We start from the raw sequence: 24304 nt of genomic DNA, 5'->3' as shown, positions 1-24304 counted from the left end.
TGCGTTATTAGGCTTCCATACGCTGACAAACATTCAATAACAACGTTCAGAGAAATTACGCATGCACTCGACAACCAGGGCCTGGGCATCTTTATGCGCTGCACCCATCATCTCAAACACCCTATCTCTCATGATCAGTGTTTTCATTGGCTCCAGATCAGGCATATGGACAAACTCTGTTGTTGAAACCAGCGACATCGACATCAGTACAAAAGCTTTCTCCAGATTGCGCGGCTCTTTTTTATCAACATAAAATATGCCCAAAAGCACCATTTCAGCCGCACTGGTCTCATGCAGCTCAACCCGCCTGCGTAAACTCTGGATCACGCTTTCATCTGTCACGTTGCCCAAATCCAGCAGTTTATCCAAAGCCAGTACAGCCAACTGATTTCCCTGATCTGCCGACTGCTGCCACCAGTATGCCGCTTTTTCCCGGTCCTGCTCAACACCTTCACCCGATCTGTAATACGCACCCACTTTAAACTGCGCCCATTCATCACCCTGCTGAGCTGCGCGCTCGTAAGCTGCAAAAATCTGCTCTTGCCATTGGCTCTTGAGTTGCTCCGCCTCGTTGTAAGGCATTTCTCCAAAACAGTTGCTGTTGGCGTAGTCAACCAGATTTTCCTGTGCCTGGGTGTTGCCATTTTGTGCAGCCGCCATTAAAGATGCACCCCACTGCGGTTCATCAAGCTCACTGCACAACAGCAGCATCGCGTCGACGTGTCCTTGCGTTGCAGCCTCAACCAGCCATTTTTTAGCCGTATCAACATCCTGCTTGACCAGGGTGTTTGTCAGATAAAGGTAGCCAACGTTGAACTGTGCCTCCACGTTACCCTGCTGCGCCAGGGCAATACGCTCATCCAGTGGCATTTGTACCCAGTTGTATGTTGCCGGTATGTTCTCACCAGATGATGAGGACGCCGCAACAGCATTCAGCGTAAAAACAGCGCAGGCAGCCAGCAAAATACCCGCGCCCAGTTTTCGTAGCATGTTATACAGGCTCATATAATATTTCAATCCAACACAAAAGTTTATAGTTTAATGCAATTTAAAATATGTAAAATTGAAAAAGATTCCCGACCTACAGCACAGATTTCATACTGCGGTAAAAATGTAATGTTTACCGTATTCAATCCATATACCGTCATGACTACATCCACTGAATACCTCCCTGGCATTGTCATTCAGCAGATTCAGCCTCCTTTGTACCTGAAAGACTTCGCCCTGATCGCATTTGATATGGACTCCACCCTGATCGATATGGAAACGGTTGATGAAATTGCTGCGGCTGTAGGAAAAAAAGCCGAAGTTTCTGCCATCACTGAAGCGGCAATGCGTGGCGAAATCAGCGATTACAAAGAAAGCCTGAGACGACGGGTTGCATTGTTAAAAGGCGTTCCATTCAGTGCCTTGGAGAAAGTCCGCGATCAGCGCATGCGGCTCAACCCGGGCGCAGAACAGTTGATACGAACCGCGCAGGCAGCCGGACTGAAGACCATGCTGGTATCCGGTGGGTTTACTGTTTATACCGATGAACTGCAACGCTGTTTAGGGCTAGACTATACACGCTCCAATGTGCTCGAAATTGCAGACGGAAAACTGACTGGGCGACTGCTGGACCAGCCCTGGGGCGATATATGTGACGGGGAAGAAAAAAAACGCATGCTGCTGACCACCTGCGCCTCATTGAATATAGACCCGAAGAAAACCATCGCGATGGGAGATGGTGCCAATGACCTGCCGATGATGAGCGTAGCCGGCTTATCTGTGGCTTACCATGCCAAACCTGTTGTTCGCTCACAGGCCAAAATCGCCATCAATGAAGGCGGGCTGAACCGCCTGCTGGAAATAGTGCTGCCCTGAAAACACGCAACTATCCGGCAGTTTTCCTTCTCATAAAGTCCATTCAGCAACCACACTGAATCACTTACCGCATAAAAATGCGGTTCAGTTACCTGAACCGCATCGGTTTCACTCGTTAAACTGAAATCAGCTTAACAGAATTCCACCCCAGATAAAGCCAAACACAACCGACAATACAATACACACCGTTCCAGGAATCAGGAATGGGTGGTTAAACACATATTTGCCAATACGGGTTGAGCCGGTATCGTCCATTTCCACCGCAGCCAGCAGAGTCGGATAAGTCGGCAAAATGAACAGCGCAGACACCGCAGCAAAAGAACCTACCAAGGTAATTGCCGCCGATTGCTCTGAAATACCACCTGCCGCAACACTTGCCATAAGCACAGCAATCGCTGCAGGCCAAATCGCCTTGGCGGTTGATGCCTGTGAATAAAGCAACATGGAAGCAAAGAAGTAAGCCACAGCCAGCAACCAGGGCTGACTCGAGACCAGGTCTGTTGCCAAGCGGGTAATGTCTTGCGTATGCGCATCAACAAAGGTAGTTCCCAACCAGGCTACCCCCAGAATACACACACTCGCACTCATACCTGATTTAAAAGTCTGTGCGGTCAGGATTTTGCTGATATCAATCTTGCAGAAAAGAACAATCAACGTGGCTGCTGTCAGCATAAACGTGATGATAGCGCTATCGCGGGTAATCGTTGGTTTTTCGATAATGCCCAGGTTGTTGCTGATCAGCACGGCATAGATCATAACGGCAACAATGGCAATCACAAAAATCATCACCGAGCGCTTGGCCGTTGGCAATATGGGAATATTGCTCACACCGCGCATTTGCACCAGGCCTTTCGCCAGACGTTCCTGGTAAACAGGATCATCTTTAAGGTCTTTGCCCAGATGATTCGCAATAAAGGCTGTAATCATCACAGCAAGAAAAGTGGTTGGAATACAAATCGCAAGGAAAGTCAGATAACCCACATTAAAGTTCTTCTCAAGCTCACCCGCATAGAAAACAACCGCCGCCGAAATGGGAGACGCCGTAATAGCGACCTGAGAAGAAACCACAGCAATAGAGAGCGGCCGAGAGGGACGAATACCCTCTTCCTTCGCCACTTCAGCAATCACAGGGAGCGTGGAAAATGCCGTATGACCGGTTCCGGCCATCACAGTCATCAGATAGGTGACGATCGGCGCCAGGTAAGTGATATAGCGTGGATGCTTACGCAACAAGCGCTCGGTCACAACCACCAGCCAGTCAACACCGCCGGCCACCTGCATGGCGGCAATCGCACAGATCACCGACATGATGATCAGCATCACATCAACCGGAATGCGGCCAAAGTTAACCGGAACCTGGAAAATAGCTAAAGCCAAGACGCCTAGGCCACCCGCAAAGCCAATACCTATGCTTCCCATTCGGGCACCCAGGTAAATTGCTCCTAGCACAATGGCGAGTTGAAGGATAACACTGAAATCCATAACACTCTCCTCTATCGCTGAATTATCAAAACTCCCTGCAAAGCAGAAGCCTCTATATATAAATCATATAAATGCTTCTGCTTATATTAGGTATATTTAAAATACATCATTTAATATTATTAAATTATCTGAAATAGCCTCACTTATTTAATTAGCTCTTAATGAAATGCGGGTGGATCAAATTTTCAAAAGAGAATACTTCGTCCCATTTCTCTTGCGTAATGAGTTTTTTCTCCAAAACCACAATATCATGAATTGATTTATTTTCTTTATACCCTTCACGCGCAATTTCTGCGCACTGCTTATAGCCCAAAATCGGGCTCAATTGCGTCACAATGCCCAACGCCCCCATCACCATGGCTGCGGTGCGCTCGGCATTTGCGGTGATACCTTTGATGCAGTTGTCCGTCAGACTTTTCACTGCATTTTGCATGGCACTGATCGAACTGAAAAGTGCGAAACCAATCACCGGTTCCATCACGTTGAGCTGCAACTGCCCTGCCGAAGCTGCCAATGTCACCGTTAAATCCATCCCGATCACAAAAAAGCTGGTCTGATTCACCACTTCAGGAATAACCGGATTGACCTTGCCGGGCATAATTGAAGAGCCAGGCTGGAGCTGCGGCAGGTTAATTTCATTCAAACCACAGCGCGGCCCGGAAGACAGCAAACGCAAATCGTTACAGATCTTGGTCAACTTGACCGCTGTGCGCTTCAGCACGCCCGAGAGCTGAACGTAAGCCCCTGTATCAGAAGTAGCCTCAACCAGGTCACTTGCCAGAACAAACTCAATACCGGTGATTTTGCTCAGGTTCAAAGTGGCCAGTTCCGGATAACCTTCGGGTGCATTGACCGAGGTGCCAATGGCAGTGGCCCCCAGATTGACCTCACGCAGCAACAGGTTCGACTCTGCAATGCGCTGAATCTCTTCGCCAATGGTTGTGGCAAAACCATGGAATTCAGCCCCCATTGACATCGGCACCGCATCCTGCAAATGGGTACGCCCCATTTTCAGTACGTGGTCAAACTCAACGCTCTTTTTAGACAAAGCGTCCTGCAGTCCTTCCAGCGTCTTCATATACTCACGCAACCGCATGATCAGGGCCAGACGAAATGCCGTTGGATAGGCGTCATTGGTTGACTGCGAGCAGTTGACATGGTCGTTGGGGCTGACGATCGAATATTCGCCCTTTGGTTTACCCATGATTTCAAGCGCCACATTGGCGATGACTTCATTGGTATTCATATTAAAGGAGGTACCTGCCCCCCCTTGTATCGAGTCTGTAATAAACTGATCCAGGTACTGCCCTGCAATCAAACGGTCACACGCCTGAACGATGGCATCGGCTACTGTTTTATCTAACACCCCTAATTGGCAGTTTGTCATGGCCGCAGCCTTCTTGACATAGGCAAATGCCTTAATCAGATTGGGCTCCGTTGACATAGGGATTCCGGTAATGTAGAAGTTTTCTTTAGCACGAAGTGTTTGAACACCATAATAAACATCATCCGGGACTTCTTTTTCACCCAAAAAATCTTTTTCAATTCGAGCCATTTTCTTCCCTTCCATATTCTTAAAACAAATTGCCCACTAATTAATTCTCCAATTAATTAATGGGCCCAGATATTTCACATACCACAAAATTGTGATTGATTGACTAACAAATAAGAAGTTGAATAAATTTATATTAATTTCAGTTGCACTTTAAATTTATGTTTTTCATTCTATCTGCAAAAAAATAAATTTCATTGACGCATGTTAATTTATAGCATCTCTTTTTATTTATTTCAAACCCGCCCTATGTTATAATTATTAGCTGTGTGTGTAAAAAATTCCCTCTTCGAAAAGAGGGAATACTTTTGTTACACTTTCTGTTTTTTCAGCCATTCGTGCTGGGGCTTGCCACAGCCACAAGAAGTACAACACCGCCTTGGCATGCAGGCACGCCAAAAGCAACCCATCAGGCTGATTGGTGAAAAGATAAAAGCTTTTGACAGGCCCGGGCCTAGCCGGCGTAAATGATCTCTGCCTGCCCCTGGTCGGCCTGCATCCGCCAGCGCGCTATGGCAGCATCACTTGGGAAAAATCGGGAATACTCGCCCAAATCAATTTCTGCATAAAACCCATCGCGGTGCAACGCCACCCGAACTTTCACACCCTGCCGCAATTCATCACCATCATCAGTGATGACGGTCTGCGCAGGAAAAGCCTGAATCAGCGACGCAACATCAGGCGTTTGGCCATTGACTGCAATTTTCAGAAACTGCCCAAAACGGCAGCGTGCCGCTGGCAGATCCCACAGTTGTATGACATTGGCACGCAAACCTCCCGAAAAACGATCCGGTGCCAGTTTGCATTGCGCCACCAGCAATTCATCGTCTTTCAGTGCATCGCGCCATTGTGATGCGATTTCCTCGTTAGCAACCGCTTCAATACTGCCTGATTTGTCTTCCAGGCTGAAAATCGTTACTTTCCCACGCTGCCCATTCACGGTGCGCACATTCGTCACCATACCGGCAAGCAGTTGTGGTTCGCGGCTATCCACCAGGTCTGCAATGCGTGTTTTGGCAAACCGGCGCACTTCACGTTCATATTCATCAAAAAGATGCCCTGACAGAAAAAAGCCGATGGCCTCCTTCTCTCGCATCAATTGTTCCTTGATCGACCATGGCGCTGTCTGTGCCAGTGCCGGTTCTTCATCAGAGGCCGCCTCTCCCAGCGTATCAAAAAGCCCGCACTGGTTGATATTCTGCGCCTGCTGTTCAGCATATTCAAACGCCAGATCGACGCTGGCTGCCATCGCCGCACGATTCCGCTGAATCGTGTCAAATGCACCCGCTTTGATCAACGCCTCTACCGTGCGTTTGTTGACACGGCTGCGGTCAACCCGGTTACAGAAGTCAAACAGCGTCGTGAACGGCCCTCCGGCATGGCGTGCTTGCACAATTGCTTCGATCGCACCCTCTCCTGTTCCTTTGATCGCACCCAGACCATAACGTACGCATTGCGAAGAAACAGGATCAAACCCATACGTTCCCCGGTTCACATCTGGCGCTTCAAACACTATGCCCATTTCAACGGCATCGTCATAAAACACCTTCAGCTTATCGGTATCGTCAATCGAAACCGTCATGTTGCCGGCAGCAAATTCGGCGGTATAGTGCACTTTTGCCCAGGCAGTGTAATACGACAGCAAGGCATAAGCTGCTGCGTGTGACTTGTTAAAGCCATACCCGGCAAACTTTTCCATCAAGTCAAAAATTTCATCTGCCTTGGCCTGGGAAATATTATTTTTAGCAGCACCTTCGGCAAAAATGGCACGGTGCTTAGCCATTTCTTCAACTTTTTTCTTCCCCATGGCCCGACGCAACAAATCGGCGCCTCCAAGTGAGTAGCCCCCAAGCCGCTGTGCAACCTGCATCACCTGTTCCTGATAGATCATGATGCCATACGTTTCGCGCAGCACCGGCTCCATCAGCGGATGCGCATACTCAACCGCTTCACGGCCATGCTTACGCGCACAGAAAGAAGGTATCAGATCCATTGGCCCCGGGCGGTACAGCGCCACCAAAGCAATCACATCCTCAAACACACTGGGGCGTGCATCACGCAACATGCCCTGCATGCCGCGACTTTCAAGCTGGAACACGGAAACCGTTTTCCCTTCGCTCATCAACTGGTAGGTTGCCTTGTCATCCAGCGACAGGTGCGAAAAGTCAAAGTCACGCATATCCGCATGATTGCGGCTGATGAATTGACGCGTCTGCTCCAGAATGGTCAGCGTTGCAAGCCCCAGAAAGTCAAACTTCACCAGGCCAATGGCTTCAACATCATCCTTGTCAAACTGGCTGACGGCAGCATCGCTGCCTGGCTGCATATACAGCGGGCAAAAATCAATCAGCGGCCCCGGGGCAATCAGCACACCACCGGCATGCATCCCCACATTGCGTGTCAGTCCTTCAAGCTTTTGCGCCATTTCCAGCAACTGATGTACTTCTTCTTCATTGGCATCACGCTCAGCCAGCAAAGGCTCATCACGCAAGGCCGATTCAATCGTCACATGCGCGCCCGGTTTATTCGGAATCAGCTTGGATATGCCGTCACAAAAGTTGTAGCCATAATCCATCACCCGGCCCACATCCCGCACCACACCGCGTGCAGCCATGGTACCGAATGTGGCAATCTGGCTGACCGACGCCCGCCCATAACGCTCTTTCACATATTCAATCACACGGTCCCGGTTCCCCTGGCAAAAGTCCACGTCAAAGTCAGGCATGGAAACACGCTCAGGGTTCAGAAAACGTTCGAACAGCAGGTTATAGCGCAGCGGATCAAGATCGGTAATTTTAAGCGCATACGCCACCAGGGAACCCGCACCTGAACCACGTCCCGGCCCGACCGGACACTCATTATTTTTAGCCCAGTTGATGAAGTCTGCCACAATCAGAAAGTAGCCTGGAAAATCCATTTTCAGGATAATGTCCAGTTCGAAATCAAGCCTTTGTTCATATACCGGACGGTGCTGCTCACGCTCGGCTTCGTCGGGATATAAAAATGCCAGCCGTTCTTGCAAACCGGCAAAAGACAACTGCCGGAAGTAGTCCCCAACCGGCATAGGCACGCCGTCAACCTCAGGCGTTGGAAAATGCGGCAACTGGGGCTTGCCCAATACCAGGCTCAGGCTGCAGCGCTTGGCAATTTCAACCGTATTCGCCACAGCAGAAGGCAGATCGGCAAAAAGCGCCTGCATTTCCTGCTGCGACTTAAAGTACTGGTCTTTCGTGAAATGACGCACCCGCCGCGGATTGGCCAGTGTTTCACCTTCGGAAATACAGACACGGGCCTCGTGCGCCTCAAAATCCTCTTCCCGCAAAAACTGGGTTGGATGTGTGGCCACCAAAGGCAGGTTCAGCCGAGCCGCCAACTGCGCGGTGGCCGTCAGCAATGCCTCGCCAGACGCCCCGGTACGTTGTACCTCCAGATAAAGCCGGTGCGGAAACATCCGCGCCAGCTCCAGCGTAACGTGAGAAACACGTTTCTCATCGTTTTGCAGCAATGCGCTTGCCAGCGGGCCTGCTGCCGCACCGGTTAAAAGAATCAGCCCATCGCTCAATTTATCAAGCCAGTCCCATTTAACCTGTGCCTGGTCACGCACCACATTCTCCACCCAGGCCCGGCTCAGCAGATCACACAGGTTATGGTAGCCCTGCTGGTTCTGCACCAGCAAAATTACGCGCGAGGCCTGATGAATACCTAAAGCCTCATTTTCAGCCAGCCAGACCTCTGCGCCCAAAATCGGTTTGATGCCCGCTTTACGTGCAGCCTTGTACATCTTCAACGCGCCAAACAGATTGCCCAGATCGGTCAGGGCCAGGGCAGCCTGCCCGTCATCTGCTGCGGCTTTCACAACCTCGTCAATACGGATGGAGCTGTCAACGATAGAAAATTCAGAGTGGAGGCGAAGGTGAACAAACATGCGTTTTATCAAAATGAAAGATTCGTGTGCGACACGAAAGATTGTATGCGATTTCAGCTTCTCCATATGTTGATCGCACACCATGGATACCATCGCACTTCATTTTTGACAGGCCAGGTTGACCCGCATTCAAACCTGAAAAAACAACACTTTATGTAAGCTCTGCTTGATCAGCCAGGCAAAATTCAATAGAATTCAGTTTTCTTCTTTTCTTGAAAAGCTGCTGCAGAAAAGAAAAACACACTCTGGATATGCATCCAGGGCGCATTTATGTGTTTTTCTAGGTAGCATTTCATGTCAAATTTCCATCGTTTACAAAAACACCTGTCTAAACAAGGCATACAGGTTGGGTATAACAACCGCATTTACCGTTTACAAAGCGAACATTCCCAGGCAACGGTCCTGCTGCCCGAGTCGTTCAAGCTCGAACAAAAAGCAGTTCAGCAGTTACTCAATTTTGCCGCCGTCCAGGTTCCTGGTCATGCTTCGCACGTGTGCAAGGCCTGCGCAACGCCGGACTTTCATACCGGCTCTATTGCGCCTGTAGGCAGCATTGTTGCGACCACACCGGATCTGGTGATTCCCGCAGCCATTGGTACCGACATCAATTGCGGTATGCGTCTGATGACCACAGGTCTAACGCTTGATCACGTGATTGATAAACAAAAGCTGCTGGAGCATATGCTCAGCATGGTCTTGCTGCATGACCAGCGTGATGTCCCTATTCCGGGCCACTCGTTTTCAGTGCTGTTTGACGACAGCCCGGCGGCATGGCTGGGGAGCCTAAAACCAGCCGGGATCTGGCAGCAGGTTGATTTCCAGCGTTTGCAGCATGAACTTCATGCCGCACTCTGCCTGCCTTCTCTGCACGCTGATAACCGCTATGCACCGCAAGCATTTTCCGACACGCGCGAACTGATTCGCCCGGCCAGCCTGGGCACCACAGGCTCGGGCAACCACTTTGTTGAGTTGCAGGTGGTAGACAAGGTATTGGACCGCCATGCCGCTTACGCAGCCGGTTTAAAAGCCGGGCAGGTTGTGATCATGATTCACAGCGGGTCACGTGATGTGGGCTTTTATGTCGGGCAGCGCTGGATGGACCGGGCGAAAGCCGCCTGGCCTGCAGGTGTCAAACATCCGCAATCAGGGCTGTATGGTTTAAGCGGCCCGCTGGCAGACGAATACATGCTGGCCATGGGTGTTGCAGCGCGCTACGCCTGGGCCAACCGGGTTGTGCTGGCAGAACTGATCCGGCAAGTATGGTCGCAGGTCTTTGCACAAGACAACACACAACTGGTTGTGGATATTCCTCACAATATTGTGATACGTGAACACGGTATGAATATCCATCGCAAAGGCGCAACCCCGGCATATGAAAACAAACTTGCACTCATTCCAGGCTCCATGGGCGATTACTCCTATGTGGTCTCCGGTCTGGGCAATGAAGAATGGCTGTGGTCCTGCTCGCACGGGGCTGGACGCACAGTTCGCCGGCAGCAGATGCGCGCCCAGAAACCGGCGTCCATACATGATGATCACCTGCCCTGGCATTGTGTGACACTGAACGAATCCAGAAAACTGGAAGAAGCCCCGCAGGCTTATAAACCTGTGGGTCCGGTGATCGAAGCGCAGGAACAGGCCGGTATGATTCAGGCTGTTGCGCGGCTGCGCCCCTGGATGACGTTCAAAGCATGATGAAGTCTGCTGCAATCACCCTTAAAATGAGGCCCCTACCTTTGCAGGTAGGGGCTCATCTGCTTACATACAGCTCACATGCTGCTCAAGAAAAATTACATCAACCCAGCAACAAGAACAGATAGTTTTTGTTGGCCATCATGACAATAACCTGAATAACGACGTTCAGCGGCCAAAACCAGAACATCCAGCGCATGTTGACATCGCCAAAAAGATTGTCATGCACATAGTCATCAATTTTGCCATGCAGCAGTTGAGCTGCATCAGCCTGGTCACCGCGCACAATCACATCCTTGACGCCAAGCACAAAACCGCCGAAAGGCACCCGCTCTAATACCAGTTGGATCACTTTACGCGCGGCTTCCGGCACTTTCTCTGTATACGACTGGCTTAACATTGCATCTATCTCAAATGCTTTCTGCAGTTTATCGGCATCCATTTTGAAATAATCACCGGATAGCCTGGCGGCCTGCGCGACGGTCTGTTCACAAAAGCCATATACCAGACTCTCGGAACCGTCGTACACCGTATTCAGCCCCTTGAAAATCAGGTACCGATAAACACGCAATGCTGCCCAGATAACCATCCCAAAACCAATCACCCATGTGATCAACACCGATGCCCAGTAAACCGTTTGATTGCTTGTATCGTAATAAAACAGGCTAATCACACCAAACAGAAGGTTGGTTGGAATAAACAGCAGTGCGATCAAACCAACGGCTTTAAGCCCCTGTATGCCAAACTTTTTGGAGTGACCCAAAGCGCTCGAAAGCAATTGGCTGGCCATTTTGAGATGATTCTTCTGAAACCGCATCCGGTAAGCCCCTTTTTAACACTCAACAGGTATTGTGCTTTGATCAGTTGTTATTGTTTATTTCAAGCATCTTGCCATGCGCCTTCACATGGCAACTAAAACTCCTCAACCCTTCTGGGCGGATAACTGTCCCAGCTCTGGCAACCCGGGCACTGCCAGAAATAATGTGTTGACTCAAACCCACAGGCAGCGCAACGGTAACGGTCCATCGGTTTGGCAGCCCGTTCCAGGGTACGCCTGATGGCCACAGTTTCCTTGCTTTGATCTTCTGTCTGCATGGTATTCAATAACTCGGCCGCGGCCACCACAGAAGGGTGATGCTCCAGATATGCCAGCAAGCGTGCGTGGCGTTTTTGATGGTCGGTTTCTATATCCACCTGCGCGGTCAGAATATCAAGCGATGCCTGATGCGCATAAGCACCGTCCAGCAGGTCCAACGCCATTTGCCGCCAGCGCTCCTGCTGCTGTGCAGAAAACTGGTCCGAACTTTCCATGCCCTGAATAAACTGGGCGACTTCAGGAGCAATCAGTGGAACAGCCTGTGCAGCCACACGAGCCAATTCCGCCCAGTTTTTGAAAGCAGCGTCCACATCGCCCCGTTTCAGATGGTAACGCGCCAGTTCAATCAAAGGCCGGGGGCTGTCAGGCGAATCATGGTGCGCCAGTGTCAGCTCATGCAAGACCGTGGCATAGTCTCCCGAAACCTGTGCAACAGCGGCCAATTCACAGTGGTAATGCGCACGTCTGGGCGCGAAGTTACCCGCTTTCTGATCTTCCAGCGCATTGGCCACATCAATCGCGTTCGGCCAGTCATGCGCACGCTCATACAGCGTCAGCAAAGCCATGCGCGATTCCCGGGAGTAAGCAGGAATATTTTCAAGCACCCGAAAGGATTGCTCAGCACGGTCCAGAAGTCCGGCTTTCAGATAATCCTGTGCCAACGCATACTGGGCGCGGTCGCGCTCAGCGGTGGGAAGATCAGCGCGCCCTAACAAATGCTGGTGCACCCGCACAGCACGCTCATACTCTCCTCTGCGGCGAAACAGATTTCCCAGTGCAAAATGCAATTCAGATGTATTGGGGTCGTACTGTACGGCTTCAATGAACGCATCAATGGCTTTATCCTGCTGTTCATTCAGCAGAAAATTCAGGCCTTTAAAATATGCGCGCGGCGCGTCAAGCTGCTCCTGGCGCCACTGGCGTATATCAAAGCGGGAAGCGCCCCACCCCAGTGCAAAAACAGCAGGGATAATCAGAAACAGCCACCAAAGTTCAAAATCCATATGCGTTGATCACTCTGCTGAATCAGGCTTGAGATGCCGGTGCTGTATCCGTTGTTTTGGCCATTGCCTTGGTGGCATTTTTGATCTGCTTGCGGCGGCGCCATGCAAAAGGCAACATTGCCAGCATGCCGAAAACACAGCCTGCGGCAAATACAATCAGCACCAGCACAATCATGGGCACTGTAATGGACATGCCGCCAAAGAAATTCAGCGTGGTCTGATCCAGGTTATTCAGAGAAAAAACCAACAACAAAATAAAAATAAGGGCACTGATCACCCAAGCAATGATTTTAAACATCTGCACCTTTCTGCCAAGATCAGCAGTTGCTATCTTGCTCTCGAAAATATTCGCACTGATCTGCACGCCAGTACGCCATTGCACACGGCAGCAGATACACAGGTTGGAAACCCATCATCAACCTGCATCGAGGTGATTTTAGCGCTTTATTGAGAATCGATTGGATTACCGTGCCAACCAGCATGCCTATAACCGGCTTCTCTTGATGCCATAAAAATACCCTTGCCAATTTAATTGACAAGGGCATCATATTGATCAGCGATGCTCACATCAACAGTTCAGGCAAAAATATGGCCTCAACCATCGCAGGCACGGCTAAACACAGCAACAATTATTGAGCCGATGATTTGTCGTTTGACAAAATATCAACCGCTTCGCGCAGTGCTTTTCCAGCCTTGAAATGAGGAACACGCTTTTCCGGCACAATCACCTGTTCGCCTGAACGGGGGTTACGCCCCACCCGAGGCGGGCGGCGTGTGACTGAAAAGCTGCCAAAACCCCGAATCTCAATGCGATGGCCTTTGGCAAGCGCCTCGGTCATCGCATCCAGAATCGTTTTGACCGCAAGCTCGGCATCCCGTTGAGACAATTGCTCAAATTTGGATGCCAGCTCACTGACCAGATCGCTTCTTGTTGTCATCGTAATATTTCAGACAAGTCTATTGATTAAGACTGATCATCACTGCTTTGATCCAGTTTGGCCCGCAGCAATGCACCCAGGTTGGTTGTACCGGCAGCTTCACGAGAAGAATTGAGCTGTTGCAATGCTTCTTGCTGATCTGCAGCGTCTTTTGCCTTGATAGACAGCTGAATATTACGCGCTTTGCGGTCAATGTTGGTGATCACCGCAGTAACTTCATCACCTTCTTTGAGCACATTGCGGGCATCTTCCACGCGCTCGCGTGAAATTTCAGAAGCGCGCAGATAGCCGGTCACATCTTCAGCCAGCTGAATTTCAGCACCCTTGGCATCCACGGTCTTCACAGTACCTGTGACGGTCTGACCACGGTCATTGATACCAACATAGGCAGTAAACGGATCGCTATCGAGCTGTTTGATGCCCAAAGAGATGCGTTCACGTTCAACGTCGATCGCCAGTACCACGGCTTCAACTTCCTGACCTTTTTTGTAGTTGCGAACTGCGGCTTCGCCGGGTTCGTTCCAGGACAGGTCAGACAGATGCACCAAGCCATCAATGCCGGAGGTCAGGCCCACAAACACGCCAAAATCGGTAATGGACTTGATCGGGCCGGAAACCTTGTCGCCACGGTTGTAGTTCTGTGCGAACTCTTCCCAGGGATTGGGTTTGCACTGTTTCATGCCCAGACTGATGCGGCGCTTGTCTTCGTCAATATCCAGCACCATCACTTCAACTTCGTCACCCAGGGTCACAACCTTGCTGGGCGCCACGTTCTTGTTGGTCCAGTCCATTTCAGAAACGTGCACCAGGCCTTCAATGCCAGGCTCCAGTTCCACAAATGCACCATAATCAGCAATGTTGGTCACCTTGCCAAACAGGCGGGTACCAGCCGGATAACGGCGTGCCACGCCATTCCAGGGGTCATCACCCATTTGTTTCAGGCCCAGAGAAACACGGTTTTTCTCGGAATCAAACTTGAGCACTTTGGCATCCAGTTCCTGACCGATCTGAACCACTTCGCTGGGATGACGCACACGGCGCCATGCCATGTCGGTGATGTGCAGCAGGCCATCGATACCGCCCAGGTCCACGAATGCACCGTAGTCGGTGATGTTTTTGACCACACCGTGAACAATGGTGCCTTCCTGCAGGTTTTCCAGCAGTTTGGCGCGCTCTTCACCCTGGCTGGCTTCCACCACAGCACGGCGAGACAGCACAACGTTATTGCGCTTGCGATCAAGTTTAATGACCTTGAATTCCATTGTTTTGCCTTCATAAGGAGACATGTCCTTGATCGGGCGGGTATCAATCAGTGAGCCCGGCAGGAAGGCACGGATGCCATTGACCATCACAGTCAGGCCGCCCTTGACCTTGCCAGATACAGTACCTTCGACAAACTCGCCGGATTCCAGCGCAGTTTCCAAAGACAACCATGACGCCAAACGCTTGGCTTTGTCACGTGACAGAATGGTGTCGCCGTAACCGTTTTCCAACGCATCAATGGCAACAGAGACGAAATCACCAGGCTGAACTTCAATTTCACCCTGGTCATTTTTAAATTCTTCAATAGGGATGTAAGCCTCAGATTTCAGGCCGGCATTCACAACGACAAAATTGTGCTCTACAGCTACAACTTCGGCGGTGATCACTTCACCGGTTTTCATTTCATGACGCTTGAGAGATTCCTCGAACAGCTCGGCAAAAGATTCTGTAGCCGGAACGGTAGCGGTTTGATTCATTGAATATTTCCTATGCTTCCTGGAGAACAACCAGGAATCTTGTTGAATGCAGCAATGCTGCAGGTTAATGTTAAACAACTTCCCAAAACTCGAAGCATGTACTGTCATGCATTCGTTTTCAGGCCTCACATTCCACCCTTGAAAGCTGTAGCAGCCCTTGTCCAAAGACAAAAAGCCTCTGCAAAGGGGCTGTACTGCGAATCAGCACAGGACCATTGCCAGAAAAAATACCGCTTACTCAAAAAGGTGTAATTTTTCCCACCAGGATAAAACCTGTTGAACCGACTGTTCTATCGTCAATGCGGAGTTATCGAGCAGATGAGCGCCTTCGGCCGGCTTCAAAGGCGCAACAGCACGGTTCATATCCTGTGCATCACGCGCTTCCAAATCAGATCGAAGGTTATCTATTTTAGCGAAAATCCCCTTTTCATTCAACTGCTTATAACGTCTTTGCGCCCTTGCGGCGGCCGTTGCAGTCAAAAATACCTTCAAAACGGCGTCCGGGAACACAACCGTTCCCATATCCCGGCCATCGGCAATCAGGCCAGGTAGGCGCCGAAATGCGCGCTGCAAAGCGAAAAGCGCTTCCCGAACCGCAGGATAAGCTGCAATCCGAGACGCCAGCATGCCAACTTTTTCAGCGCGAATGGCTTCGGTGACATTGTCACCTTCATACCACACCTGCCCCGAATGAAACGCAACAGGCAGGTTCTGGGCCAAAGCCGCCAGTGCAGGTATATCATCCGCCGAAACACTTTTTCGCATGGCCGCTAACGCGGTGACGCGGTAAAGTGCCCCAGAGTCCAGATAATGAAACCCCAGGCGTTGCGCCAACATATTGGCCAGCGTTCCTTTACCGGAAGCGGTCGGGCCGTCTATGGCAATCACCGGGACATCCTGCACCTGGCAATGGCTCAGGGCAAAAAAATCATCAAAATACCCCGGATAGGTTTTATTGACACATGCGGGATCCTGTATTCTGACCGGCACACGCCCCTGATTGAATGCCGCCAGCGAAAAACACATCGCCATGCGGTGGTCGTCATAAGTGGAAATCTGCGCTTTTTGCCACTGAACTGGGGGCGAAACCTCAATAAAATCATCCCCCAGCACCACCTGCGCGCCCAGCTTGCGTAACTCCGCAGCCATTGCATCCAGGCGGTCTGTTTCCTTCACACGCCAACTGGCAATATTGCTCAGCCGGGTTGTCCCCTGGGCATACAGAGCCATCACCGCCAGCGTCATTGCGGCATCAGGTATATGGTTGCAATCCAGATCAATGGCCTTTAAAGGCCAGCTACCACGGTAAACCTCCAGGGAATCCTCTTTGGCATGCACCACAGCGCCCATGGCACGTGCTGCCTCTATAAAGCGAATATCACCCTGGATAGAAGCGGCACCAACGCCTTCGATGATAACCGGCTCCTGCGCTGACGCAGCAATGGCACCGGCAGCAATAAAATACGAAGCCGATGATGCATCGCCCTCCACCGCATACTTCTGTGGCGATGTGTACCGGCTACCGGCAGGAATCACAAAACGCTGAAAACTTTCATCTGACTGCACCTGGATGCCAAAATCTTTCAGCAGCTTTAACGTGATTGCAATATAGGGTTTGGAGATCAGCTCTCCGATCACTTCAATGGTGATATCTGTGCGCGCCACCAGCGGCAATGCCATCAGCAAGGCGCTTAAAAACTGACTCGATACATTGCCTTTTACCTGAATCGGGCGGGACAGTTGTGCATCATTCAGTTCAGCCGGATGAATGCACAACGGAGGAAACCCCGCCACGCCTGTATAGTCAATATGGCAACCCAGTGCCTGCAACGCTTCAACCAGATCCTTGATCGGCCGCTCATGCATACGAGGCACACCGCTGAGCTCAAAATCGCCCCCAAGCAAGGCCAGCACGGCGGTCAAAGGTCGCATCACGGTCCCGGCATTCCCCAGAAACAATGCAACAGTCTGCTGCGAACGCCATACACCACCAATTCCGCGCACATGCACACCCTGCGCCACACGATCCGGATGCACCAGCTCGATACCGCACCCCAACTGCCTGAGTGCCTGCAACATCACCTGCGTGTCATCAGAATCCAGCAGCCCGGTCAGAACAGTATCCCCGGCGCTCAGACCTGCCAGCAGCAACGCCCGGTTGGAGATACTCTTTGAACCCGGAACCTTTACCTGTCCACCAGCAGATTCAAGTGGCGGGAGATCCAGATAGGCAATATGGTCCATGCACAAAAATAGGTATTCGGTGTTATTTATTTAGATGACAAGGCATCCCGGATACGGCCCCAGAACCCTGCTTTTTCAGCGGGCTCTTCAGGCGCACCGTCCGGAGGCGGTGTCATCGGTATGATGGGGGCGCGCTCTCCCACACTCCATGCGGCACGGGCAGCAGAAGCGGCGCGGATCAAGTCCAGCAAAGCGACAGGATCATTGTCCTTGATTGCTGCCTCCAGACAGTCCACCGCTTTTTTGAAATGAACCAGCTGATACTCCATCTCGCTCTTATTGGCCATGAAAACATCACGCCAGAGCGTCGCATCGCCTGCTGCAATGCGGGTAAAGTCCCTGAAGCCCACGCCGGCCAGCGACATGTAATGCTCGCCTTTTTCCTGCGAAATCAGCCCATTCATGTAACCAAATGCAATCAGATGCGGCAAATGGCTGACTGCCGCAAAAGCCGCATCGTGATCCTGGGGTGTCATCATCTGCACTTTGGAGCCCAGTGCCCGCCATACTTTGATCGCATCATCCAACTGTGCCTGACGCGTCACCTCCAGCGGAGTCAAAACCACTTTATGGTCTTCAAACAGGTTGGCCTCAGCAGCTCTAAAACCGGCAATATCCTTGCCTGCAATGGGATGCGCCGGCACAAAATTGGCAATTTTTTTATGCAGCGTTTTTTGTGCCGCTGCAATCACATCCTGCTTCGTGCTGCCGACATCCATCACCAACATCGTAGGTTCAATCAGTGACACGATGTCTGAAAAGATTTTCGGAATGGCGCCTACCGGCACTGCAATCAAAACAATGTCCGAGCCCGATACGGCATGCAGCGCCGATGGCGCGGTTTCATCCAGAATACCTGCGGCTTTGGCATTTTCAGTGGTCGTCGGTGATTTACTGTAGCCAATCACCCGTTCGACAATACCCGCCTTTTTGGCCGCCATCGCAAATGAACAGCCAATCAGGCCACAGCCAATAATTCCCAATCTGTTGAACATCATAACTCCCGACTCACAATATAGCTTCCCAGCAGCTTATAAAATGAGCATATTTCACGCACATCCTGAAGTGCCTGCGCAACTGCTGGCTGCCCGATATGGCCTGCAATGTCCATATAAAAGAAATATTCCCACTGATCAGAACGCGCCGGACGCGACTCAAACCGTGTCAAAGAAACCTCATGCGCTTTTAACGGCGCCAGCAGATCATAAACAGCCCCAGGCTTATTGGGTACCGAAACCACCACACTGGTGCACGCCGCAGCCTGATCTGAAAACTCCGGCTGTAACTCTGAATTATTAGCCAAAACAACGAATCTTGTCCGGTTGTTACTGGCATCCTGAATACCGCGCGCAACTACTTGCAGGCCAAAAATACCTGCCGCCCGCTCGCTGGAAACAGCGGCAGCCATTGGCTCGGATGCAGCCAGACGAGCCCCCTCGGCATTACTGGAAACCGCCTGTCTTCTGGCCTGGGGAACATGCGCCGTCAACCAATTCTGGCATTGCGCCAGCGCCTGCGGATGCGCATAGATCACTTCTATTTCATCCAGCTTGCCCTGTAACGACAGTAAATTGTGCCGGATACGCAGACCGACCTCGCCCACAATTTTCAAGGACGCCTGCTGCAATAAATCCAGAGAACGGGTAACCACCCCTTCCGTAGAGTTTTCGATCGGCACAATGCCAAAGCGACAGTTTTCATTACTGACCGCACGAAAAATAGCATCAATATCCGGGCAGGCCTCAAATTCAGCGCTGGAGCCAAAATACTCTAAAGCAGCCTGCTCACTGAAAGTCCCCACCGGCCCCAGAAAAGCCACCCGAATCACCTGCTCCAGCGAGCGGCAGGCCGACATGATTTCACGCCAGATCGGTGCAATCGACTGGGCTCTGAGCGGCCCTTGATTGGCCGCTACCAGCGACTGGATGACCTGTGCCTCTCTTTCCGGATGAAAAACCGGTGAACAGACCTCTTTTTTAATTTCGCCAATCTGCTGTGCAAGCCGGGCACGCCGGTTCAGCAGATCCAGCAGTTGCCGGTCCAGTTCATCTATTTCATCTCTGAGTTGAGGTATTTGATTATCCATGCTGTTGTGCAAATGACTTCATATAGTCTGCCAGAGCATATGCCCCTTCCACTGGAACCGCATTATAAATGCTCGCCCGCATTCCACCTACACTCTTGTGCCCCTTCAGATTAATCAGCCCCCGTTCTTTGGCATTGGTCAAAAACAGGTCATTCAAATTTTCGTTTTTCAGGAAAAATGTCACATTCATCCGTGAACGGCTGTCCACAGCGACCCGGTTGATATAAAAACCGTCAGACGCGTCAATACACTGGTATAACAACTTTGATTTTTCAATCGCACGACGCTCCATCTCTGCAACACCGCCCTGCGCTTTGATCCACTGAAACACCAGCCCGGCAATATAGATTGCATACGTAGGCGGCGTGTTAAACATGGAGTCTGTCTGCGCCATTACCTGATAATTCATCACTGACGGGCAAATCTCCAACGCCCGCCCCAACAAATCTTCCCGCACAAACACCAGTGTCAGGCCGGCCGGACCAATATTTTTCTGCGCCCCTGCAAACATCACCCCCACACGAGTCCAATCCACTGTGCGCGACAGAATATGCGAAGAAGCATCCGCAACCAAAGGCAGGTCGCGCCCGGCAATGGCAGCCAGATCAGGTAACTGCTGAAACTCAACACCATGAATCGTTTCATTGCTGCAAATATGCAGGTATTGCGCTTCGCGGCTGACTTGCCAGCTATCAGATGACGGCACGCCATAAAACCCGCCCAAAGATTTTTCAGCATCGGCAACAACTGTCGCCTTGCAGTATTTGCCGGCTTCCTTGGCCGACTTTTGCGACCACGCGCCCGTGACCACAAAATCAGCGGCCTTCCCTTGTGAAAGGTTTAAAGGAATTGCCGCATTTTCACCCAGCCCGCCACCTTGCAAAAACAGAATTTTAAAATGAGGCGGCACATTCAGCAGTTCACGCAAACTCTGTTGCGCCTGCTCATAAATGGAAATAAATTCTTTTCCCCTGTGACTCATCTCCATGACACTGACGCCACTGCCGTGCCAGTTGAGCATTTCAGCACTGGCTTGCGCCAGCACCGAGTCAGGCAATGCTGCCGGCCCGGGAGAAAAGTTAAAAGGTCGATCAGCTAAACGGTTTTCTGTTGCGGTATTCAACTTCATAATTTATTCATGTGGGTTTTCTACTGTTGATTCAGCCGCAACTGAATCAACCAGACAAGAGGCAAACACCGGATTTAACCCTGTGGTGCCTGCCTCTGCGCCGTTTCAGCGTTTTTGTTATTTTGCAGAATTAACAATCGTCGAAGCCTTGGCATCAAGTGCCCCCTGCCGGTCCTGAATGGCAATGCGGGAATTTTCCACCAGCCTGCTGACATAACCCTCAGCCAGCTTGGGAGACAATTCCTGATACTTCTTGAAAGCGGGTGAATTGAACAAAGCGACCAGTTCTTTTAATTCGCTTTCCGTAAATTGCTGTGCATACTGCATCACCAGATAATCCGACTCTACTTTGGGAGACTCGGCACGCAAAATTTTGAGCACATCGTTGTAAAAAATGTCCAGTTCTGCATCCAGCTTATCTGTAATCTGCGCCCGCTTTTCCTGCGGTACGCCCTGAACAATACGCTCAGCCCATTTGACACTTAAGCGTGTCGACAAACCATTGGCCAAATCCACCAGCAGCGCGTCCTGTTCCGGGCCTCGCTGCAATTCAACCATCTGGCGCGCCAGGTCCAGGCTGGCTGCACTGGGCGTTTGGGCAAAAGACAGAGGTGCAACCGCCAGCATCAAGGCCAGCGATGAAGCTTGAATCCATTTTTTCATTTCAATCTCTTTCTTGCTTTGTTTATTAAAAAAGCCAAATTGCCTGCGAAAACTCTCACATTGAACCGGCAACCGGCTCATTTCAATTACACATTATCAATCAGATCACAATTCAGGCGCGCCTTCGTCCGGCAGCACATCATCTTCTGATGCCTCATCGCCGTCCTGTGCGCTCTCGTTGGCATCATTTTCCACAATACGCTGCAAGCCGGTCAGTTTGGCACCATCATCCAGCGAAATCAGTGTCACGCCCTGTGTGGCGCGGCCCATTTCGCGTATTTCCGATACCCTGGTCCGCACCAGCACGCCTGTATCCGTAATCAGCATAATTTCATCGTTTGGCTCGACCAATGTCGCTGCAACCACATGTCCATTACGCTCACTGGTTTGAATCGCGATCATACCCTTGGTTCCGCGTCCATGGCGTGTATATTCGGAAATAGAGGTCCGCTTGCCATAGCCGTTTTCCGTGGCGGTCAACACGCTTTGCGATTCATCGCCGGCCACCAGCAGTGCAATCACGTTCTGCCCATCTTCCAGATTCATGCCGCGTACACCGCGGGCATTACGGCCCATGGGGCGTACATCATTTTCGTCAAAACGCACGGCCTTGCCAGCATCGCTGAACAGCATCACATCGTGCTGTCCATCCGTTAACGCTGCGCCAATCAGGTAGTCCCCATCATCCAGCCCCACAGCAATGATACCGGCTTTACGCGGATTGCTGAATTCATCCAGTGATGTCTTTTTTACCGTTCCATGTGACGTTGCCATGAAAACAAAATGATCTGCCGGGAAACTGCGGAACTCCCCAGTCAGCGGTAACACCACCGTGATCTTTTCATCCTCTTGTAACGGGAACATATTGACAATAGGCTTGCCACGCGAATTGCGGGACCCCTGCGGCACTTCCCAGACCTTCAGCCAGTACAGCCGGCCACGGTTGGAGAAGCACAAAATATAATCGTGCGTATTGGCGATAAACAACTGGTCAATCCAGTCGTCCTCTTTCATCTGGGTCGCCTGCTTGCCGCGTCCACCGCGTTTTTGTGCACGGTATTCAGACAGTGCCTGGCTCTTGATATAACCCGTGTGAGACAAGGTCACCACCATATCGGTTGGCGTAATCAAGTCTTCCGTACCCAACTCCTGGGCATTGTGCTCAACCACGCTGCGGCGCTGTGCCAGTTTGGTTTTGCCGTATTCATCAACCAGAACCTGCAACTCATCGGCAATGATCGTTGTCACACGCTCAGGCGTTGCCAAAATATCCAGCAGATCAGTGATCTGCGCCATGACATCCTTATATTCACCAACAATCTTGTCCTGCTCCAGCCCGGTCAGGCGTTGCAGGCGCATTTGCAGAATTTCATACGCCTGCACTTCAGACAGCCTGTACAGCCCATCTGACTGCAAGCCATACTGCTTTTCAAGCCCTTCCGGGCGGAAATCATCGGCATTGATCTTGCCGCCATCTGCTGTTGCGCGCGTCAGCATTTCACGCACCAGAGAACTGTCCCAACTGCGGGCCAATAACTCTTCCTTCGCCACAGGCGGCGTTGGCGCATTACGGATAATGGCAATAAATTCATCAATATTGGCCAACGCAACCGCCAGACCTTCCAGCACGTGCCCCCGTTCACGGGCTTTGCGCAGCTCATAAATGGTACGGCGTGTGACCACCTCGCGCCGGTGCCGCAGGAAAATCTCCAGCAGATCCTTCAGGTTGCACAGTTTGGGCTGCCCGTTCACCAATGCCACCATGTTGATGCCAAACGAATCCTGCAACTGCGTTTGCTTGTACAGGTTATTAAGCACCACTTCCGGTACTTCGCCACGCTTGAGCTCAATCACCACGCGCATGCCGGACTTGTCCGACTCATCCTGAATATGGCTGATGCCCTCTATCTTCTTCTCGTGAACCAGCTCGGCAATCCGCTCCAGCAGGCTCTTTTTATTCACCTGGTACGGAATTTCATCGACGATAATGGCCTGGCGCTGCCCCCTGTCGATATCTTCAAAATGGCACTTGGCACGCATGATCACACGGCCACGCCCGGTACGATACCCTTCACGCACACCCGACATGCCATAAATAATACCTGCGGTCGGGAAATCCGGCGCCGGGATAATCTCCATCAACTCATCCAGAGAAGCCTCAGGGTTATGCAGCAGGTGCAGACAGGCACTCACCACCTCATTGAGGTTATGCGGCGGAATATTGGTCGCCATACCCACCGCAATCCCGGCCGAACCGTTCACCAGCAGATTAGGCAGCCGTGCCGGCAGAACCGAAGGCTCCTGCTCAGAACCATCGTAGTTCGGCGTAAAGTCGACCGTTTCCTTATCAATATCGGCCAGCATTTCGTGCGCTATCTTGGTCAGCCGCACTTCGGTATAACGCATGGCTGCGGCACTGTCACCATCGACAGAGCCAAAATTCCCCTGCCCATCAATCAGCATATGACGCAGAGAAAATGGCTGTGCCATTCGTACAACAGTGTCATAAATAGCAGCATCGCCATGAGGGTGATATTTCCCCATGACATCCCCCACGATACGGGCCGACTTTCTGAACGGGCGGTTCCAGTCATTATTCTGCTCATGCATGGAATACAACACACGCCGATGCACAGGTTTCAAACCATCGCGCGCATCAGGCAGAGCACGGCCTACAATCACGCTCATGGCGTAATCCAGATACGAACGACGCATCTCTTCTTCCAGGCTGACTGGAAGAGTTTCTTTAGCAAAAGAGGTCATAAAGCTTTATTTAAAAAACAAACGGTTACGGGCTATTGTAAATTGAACTGCTCGTTGCAGGTAAACAACACTATAACCTGATTCGAATGTATTATTCCTATGAATAGTAACAGCAACTATAAAATAGC

At 51.1% G+C, this 24304-nt stretch carries 17 protein-coding genes; 2 read left to right on the top strand and 15 right to left on the bottom strand.

What is annotated here, in order from left to right:
* Nucleotides 1–33 precede the first annotated feature (33 nt).
* Nucleotides 34–990: a tetratricopeptide repeat protein gene (locus AACY98_RS12920; RefSeq protein WP_339805640.1), complete on the bottom strand. Its 957-nt coding sequence runs from the start codon at nt 988–990 to the stop codon at nt 34–36.
* 156 nt (nt 991–1146) lie between these two features.
* Between AACY98_RS12920 and serB the strand changes: the two genes are divergently transcribed.
* Nucleotides 1147–1863 (top strand): phosphoserine phosphatase SerB, encoded by a 717-nt coding sequence (serB, locus tag AACY98_RS12915; protein WP_126977945.1) that lies wholly within the window; start codon nt 1147–1149, stop codon nt 1861–1863.
* A 126-nt stretch (nt 1864–1989) separates the two neighbouring features.
* Here the strand turns inward: serB and AACY98_RS12910 are convergent, their stop codons facing one another.
* From AACY98_RS12910 to dnaE, 3 genes are all read right to left on the bottom strand, one after another.
* Nucleotides 1990–3345: an anaerobic C4-dicarboxylate transporter gene (locus AACY98_RS12910; RefSeq protein WP_339805637.1), complete on the bottom strand. Its 1356-nt coding sequence runs from the start codon at nt 3343–3345 to the stop codon at nt 1990–1992.
* A gap of 151 nt (nt 3346–3496) precedes the next feature.
* Complete coding sequence (aspA, locus tag AACY98_RS12905; RefSeq protein ID WP_339805635.1) at nt 3497–4900, bottom strand: aspartate ammonia-lyase; 1404 nt, start codon at nt 4898–4900, stop codon at nt 3497–3499.
* Nucleotides 4901–5351: 451 nt separating this feature from the next.
* Nucleotides 5352–8822, bottom strand: coding sequence for a DNA polymerase III subunit alpha (gene dnaE / locus AACY98_RS12900; protein ID WP_339805633.1), 3471 nt, complete (start codon nt 8820–8822; stop codon nt 5352–5354).
* 294 nt (nt 8823–9116) lie between these two features.
* On the opposite strand from dnaE, the gene AACY98_RS12895 reads away from it, so the two are divergent.
* On the top strand, nt 9117–10517 hold the full coding sequence (locus AACY98_RS12895) for an RtcB family protein (RefSeq protein ID WP_339805630.1): 1401 nt from the start codon (nt 9117–9119) through the stop codon (nt 10515–10517).
* A 100-nt stretch (nt 10518–10617) separates the two neighbouring features.
* Here the strand turns inward: AACY98_RS12895 and AACY98_RS12890 are convergent, their stop codons facing one another.
* The 11 genes from AACY98_RS12890 to gyrA all read right to left on the bottom strand — a co-directional run bounded on the left by AACY98_RS12890 (nt 10618) and on the right by gyrA (nt 24176).
* Complete coding sequence (locus tag AACY98_RS12890; protein WP_339805627.1) at nt 10618–11304, bottom strand: hypothetical protein; 687 nt, start codon at nt 11302–11304, stop codon at nt 10618–10620.
* 122 nt (nt 11305–11426) lie between these two features.
* Nucleotides 11427–12614 carry a lipopolysaccharide assembly protein LapB gene (gene lapB, locus AACY98_RS12885; protein ID WP_126977957.1) on the bottom strand — a complete coding sequence of 396 codons (1188 nt, stop codon included), beginning with the start codon at nt 12612–12614 and terminating at the stop codon, nt 11427–11429.
* A 22-nt stretch (nt 12615–12636) separates the two neighbouring features.
* Nucleotides 12637–12912: a LapA family protein gene (locus tag AACY98_RS12880; protein WP_126977959.1), complete on the bottom strand. Its 276-nt coding sequence runs from the start codon at nt 12910–12912 to the stop codon at nt 12637–12639.
* A 331-nt stretch (nt 12913–13243) separates the two neighbouring features.
* Complete coding sequence (locus AACY98_RS12875) at nt 13244–13552, bottom strand: integration host factor subunit beta (protein ID WP_126977961.1); 309 nt, start codon at nt 13550–13552, stop codon at nt 13244–13246.
* Between the two features lie 26 nt (nt 13553–13578).
* Complete coding sequence (rpsA, locus tag AACY98_RS12870) at nt 13579–15291, bottom strand: 30S ribosomal protein S1 (RefSeq protein ID WP_126977963.1); 1713 nt, start codon at nt 15289–15291, stop codon at nt 13579–13581.
* A 234-nt stretch (nt 15292–15525) separates the two neighbouring features.
* Nucleotides 15526–17535, bottom strand: coding sequence for a bifunctional 3-phosphoshikimate 1-carboxyvinyltransferase/cytidylate kinase (locus AACY98_RS12865; RefSeq protein ID WP_339805623.1), 2010 nt, complete (start codon nt 17533–17535; stop codon nt 15526–15528).
* A 26-nt stretch (nt 17536–17561) separates the two neighbouring features.
* Nucleotides 17562–18533, bottom strand: coding sequence for a prephenate dehydrogenase (locus AACY98_RS12860; RefSeq protein WP_339805621.1), 972 nt, complete (start codon nt 18531–18533; stop codon nt 17562–17564).
* Complete coding sequence (gene pheA, locus AACY98_RS12855) at nt 18530–19621, bottom strand: prephenate dehydratase (RefSeq protein ID WP_339805619.1); 1092 nt, start codon at nt 19619–19621, stop codon at nt 18530–18532. Before pheA ends, AACY98_RS12860 begins: the two co-directional genes overlap by 4 nt.
* On the bottom strand, nt 19614–20750 hold the full coding sequence (gene serC / locus AACY98_RS12850) for a 3-phosphoserine/phosphohydroxythreonine transaminase (RefSeq protein ID WP_339805617.1): 1137 nt from the start codon (nt 20748–20750) through the stop codon (nt 19614–19616). Before serC ends, pheA begins: the two co-directional genes overlap by 8 nt.
* Before the next feature lie 117 nt (nt 20751–20867).
* Nucleotides 20868–21413, bottom strand: coding sequence for a DUF2059 domain-containing protein (locus AACY98_RS12845; protein ID WP_339805615.1), 546 nt, complete (start codon nt 21411–21413; stop codon nt 20868–20870).
* Between the two features lie 105 nt (nt 21414–21518).
* Nucleotides 21519–24176 carry a DNA gyrase subunit A gene (gene gyrA, locus AACY98_RS12840; RefSeq protein ID WP_339805613.1) on the bottom strand — a complete coding sequence of 886 codons (2658 nt, stop codon included), beginning with the start codon at nt 24174–24176 and terminating at the stop codon, nt 21519–21521.
* Nucleotides 24177–24304: the final 128 nt, after the last annotated feature.

Origin of the sequence: Saezia sanguinis (assembly GCF_963921665.1) — a bacterium.
In the GTDB taxonomy this organism is placed as follows: Bacteria; Pseudomonadota; Gammaproteobacteria; order Burkholderiales; family Burkholderiaceae_C; genus Saezia; species Saezia sanguinis.
The sequence above is the reverse complement of the archived record's forward strand: the minus strand, read 5'-3'. Positions and strand labels throughout refer to the sequence as shown.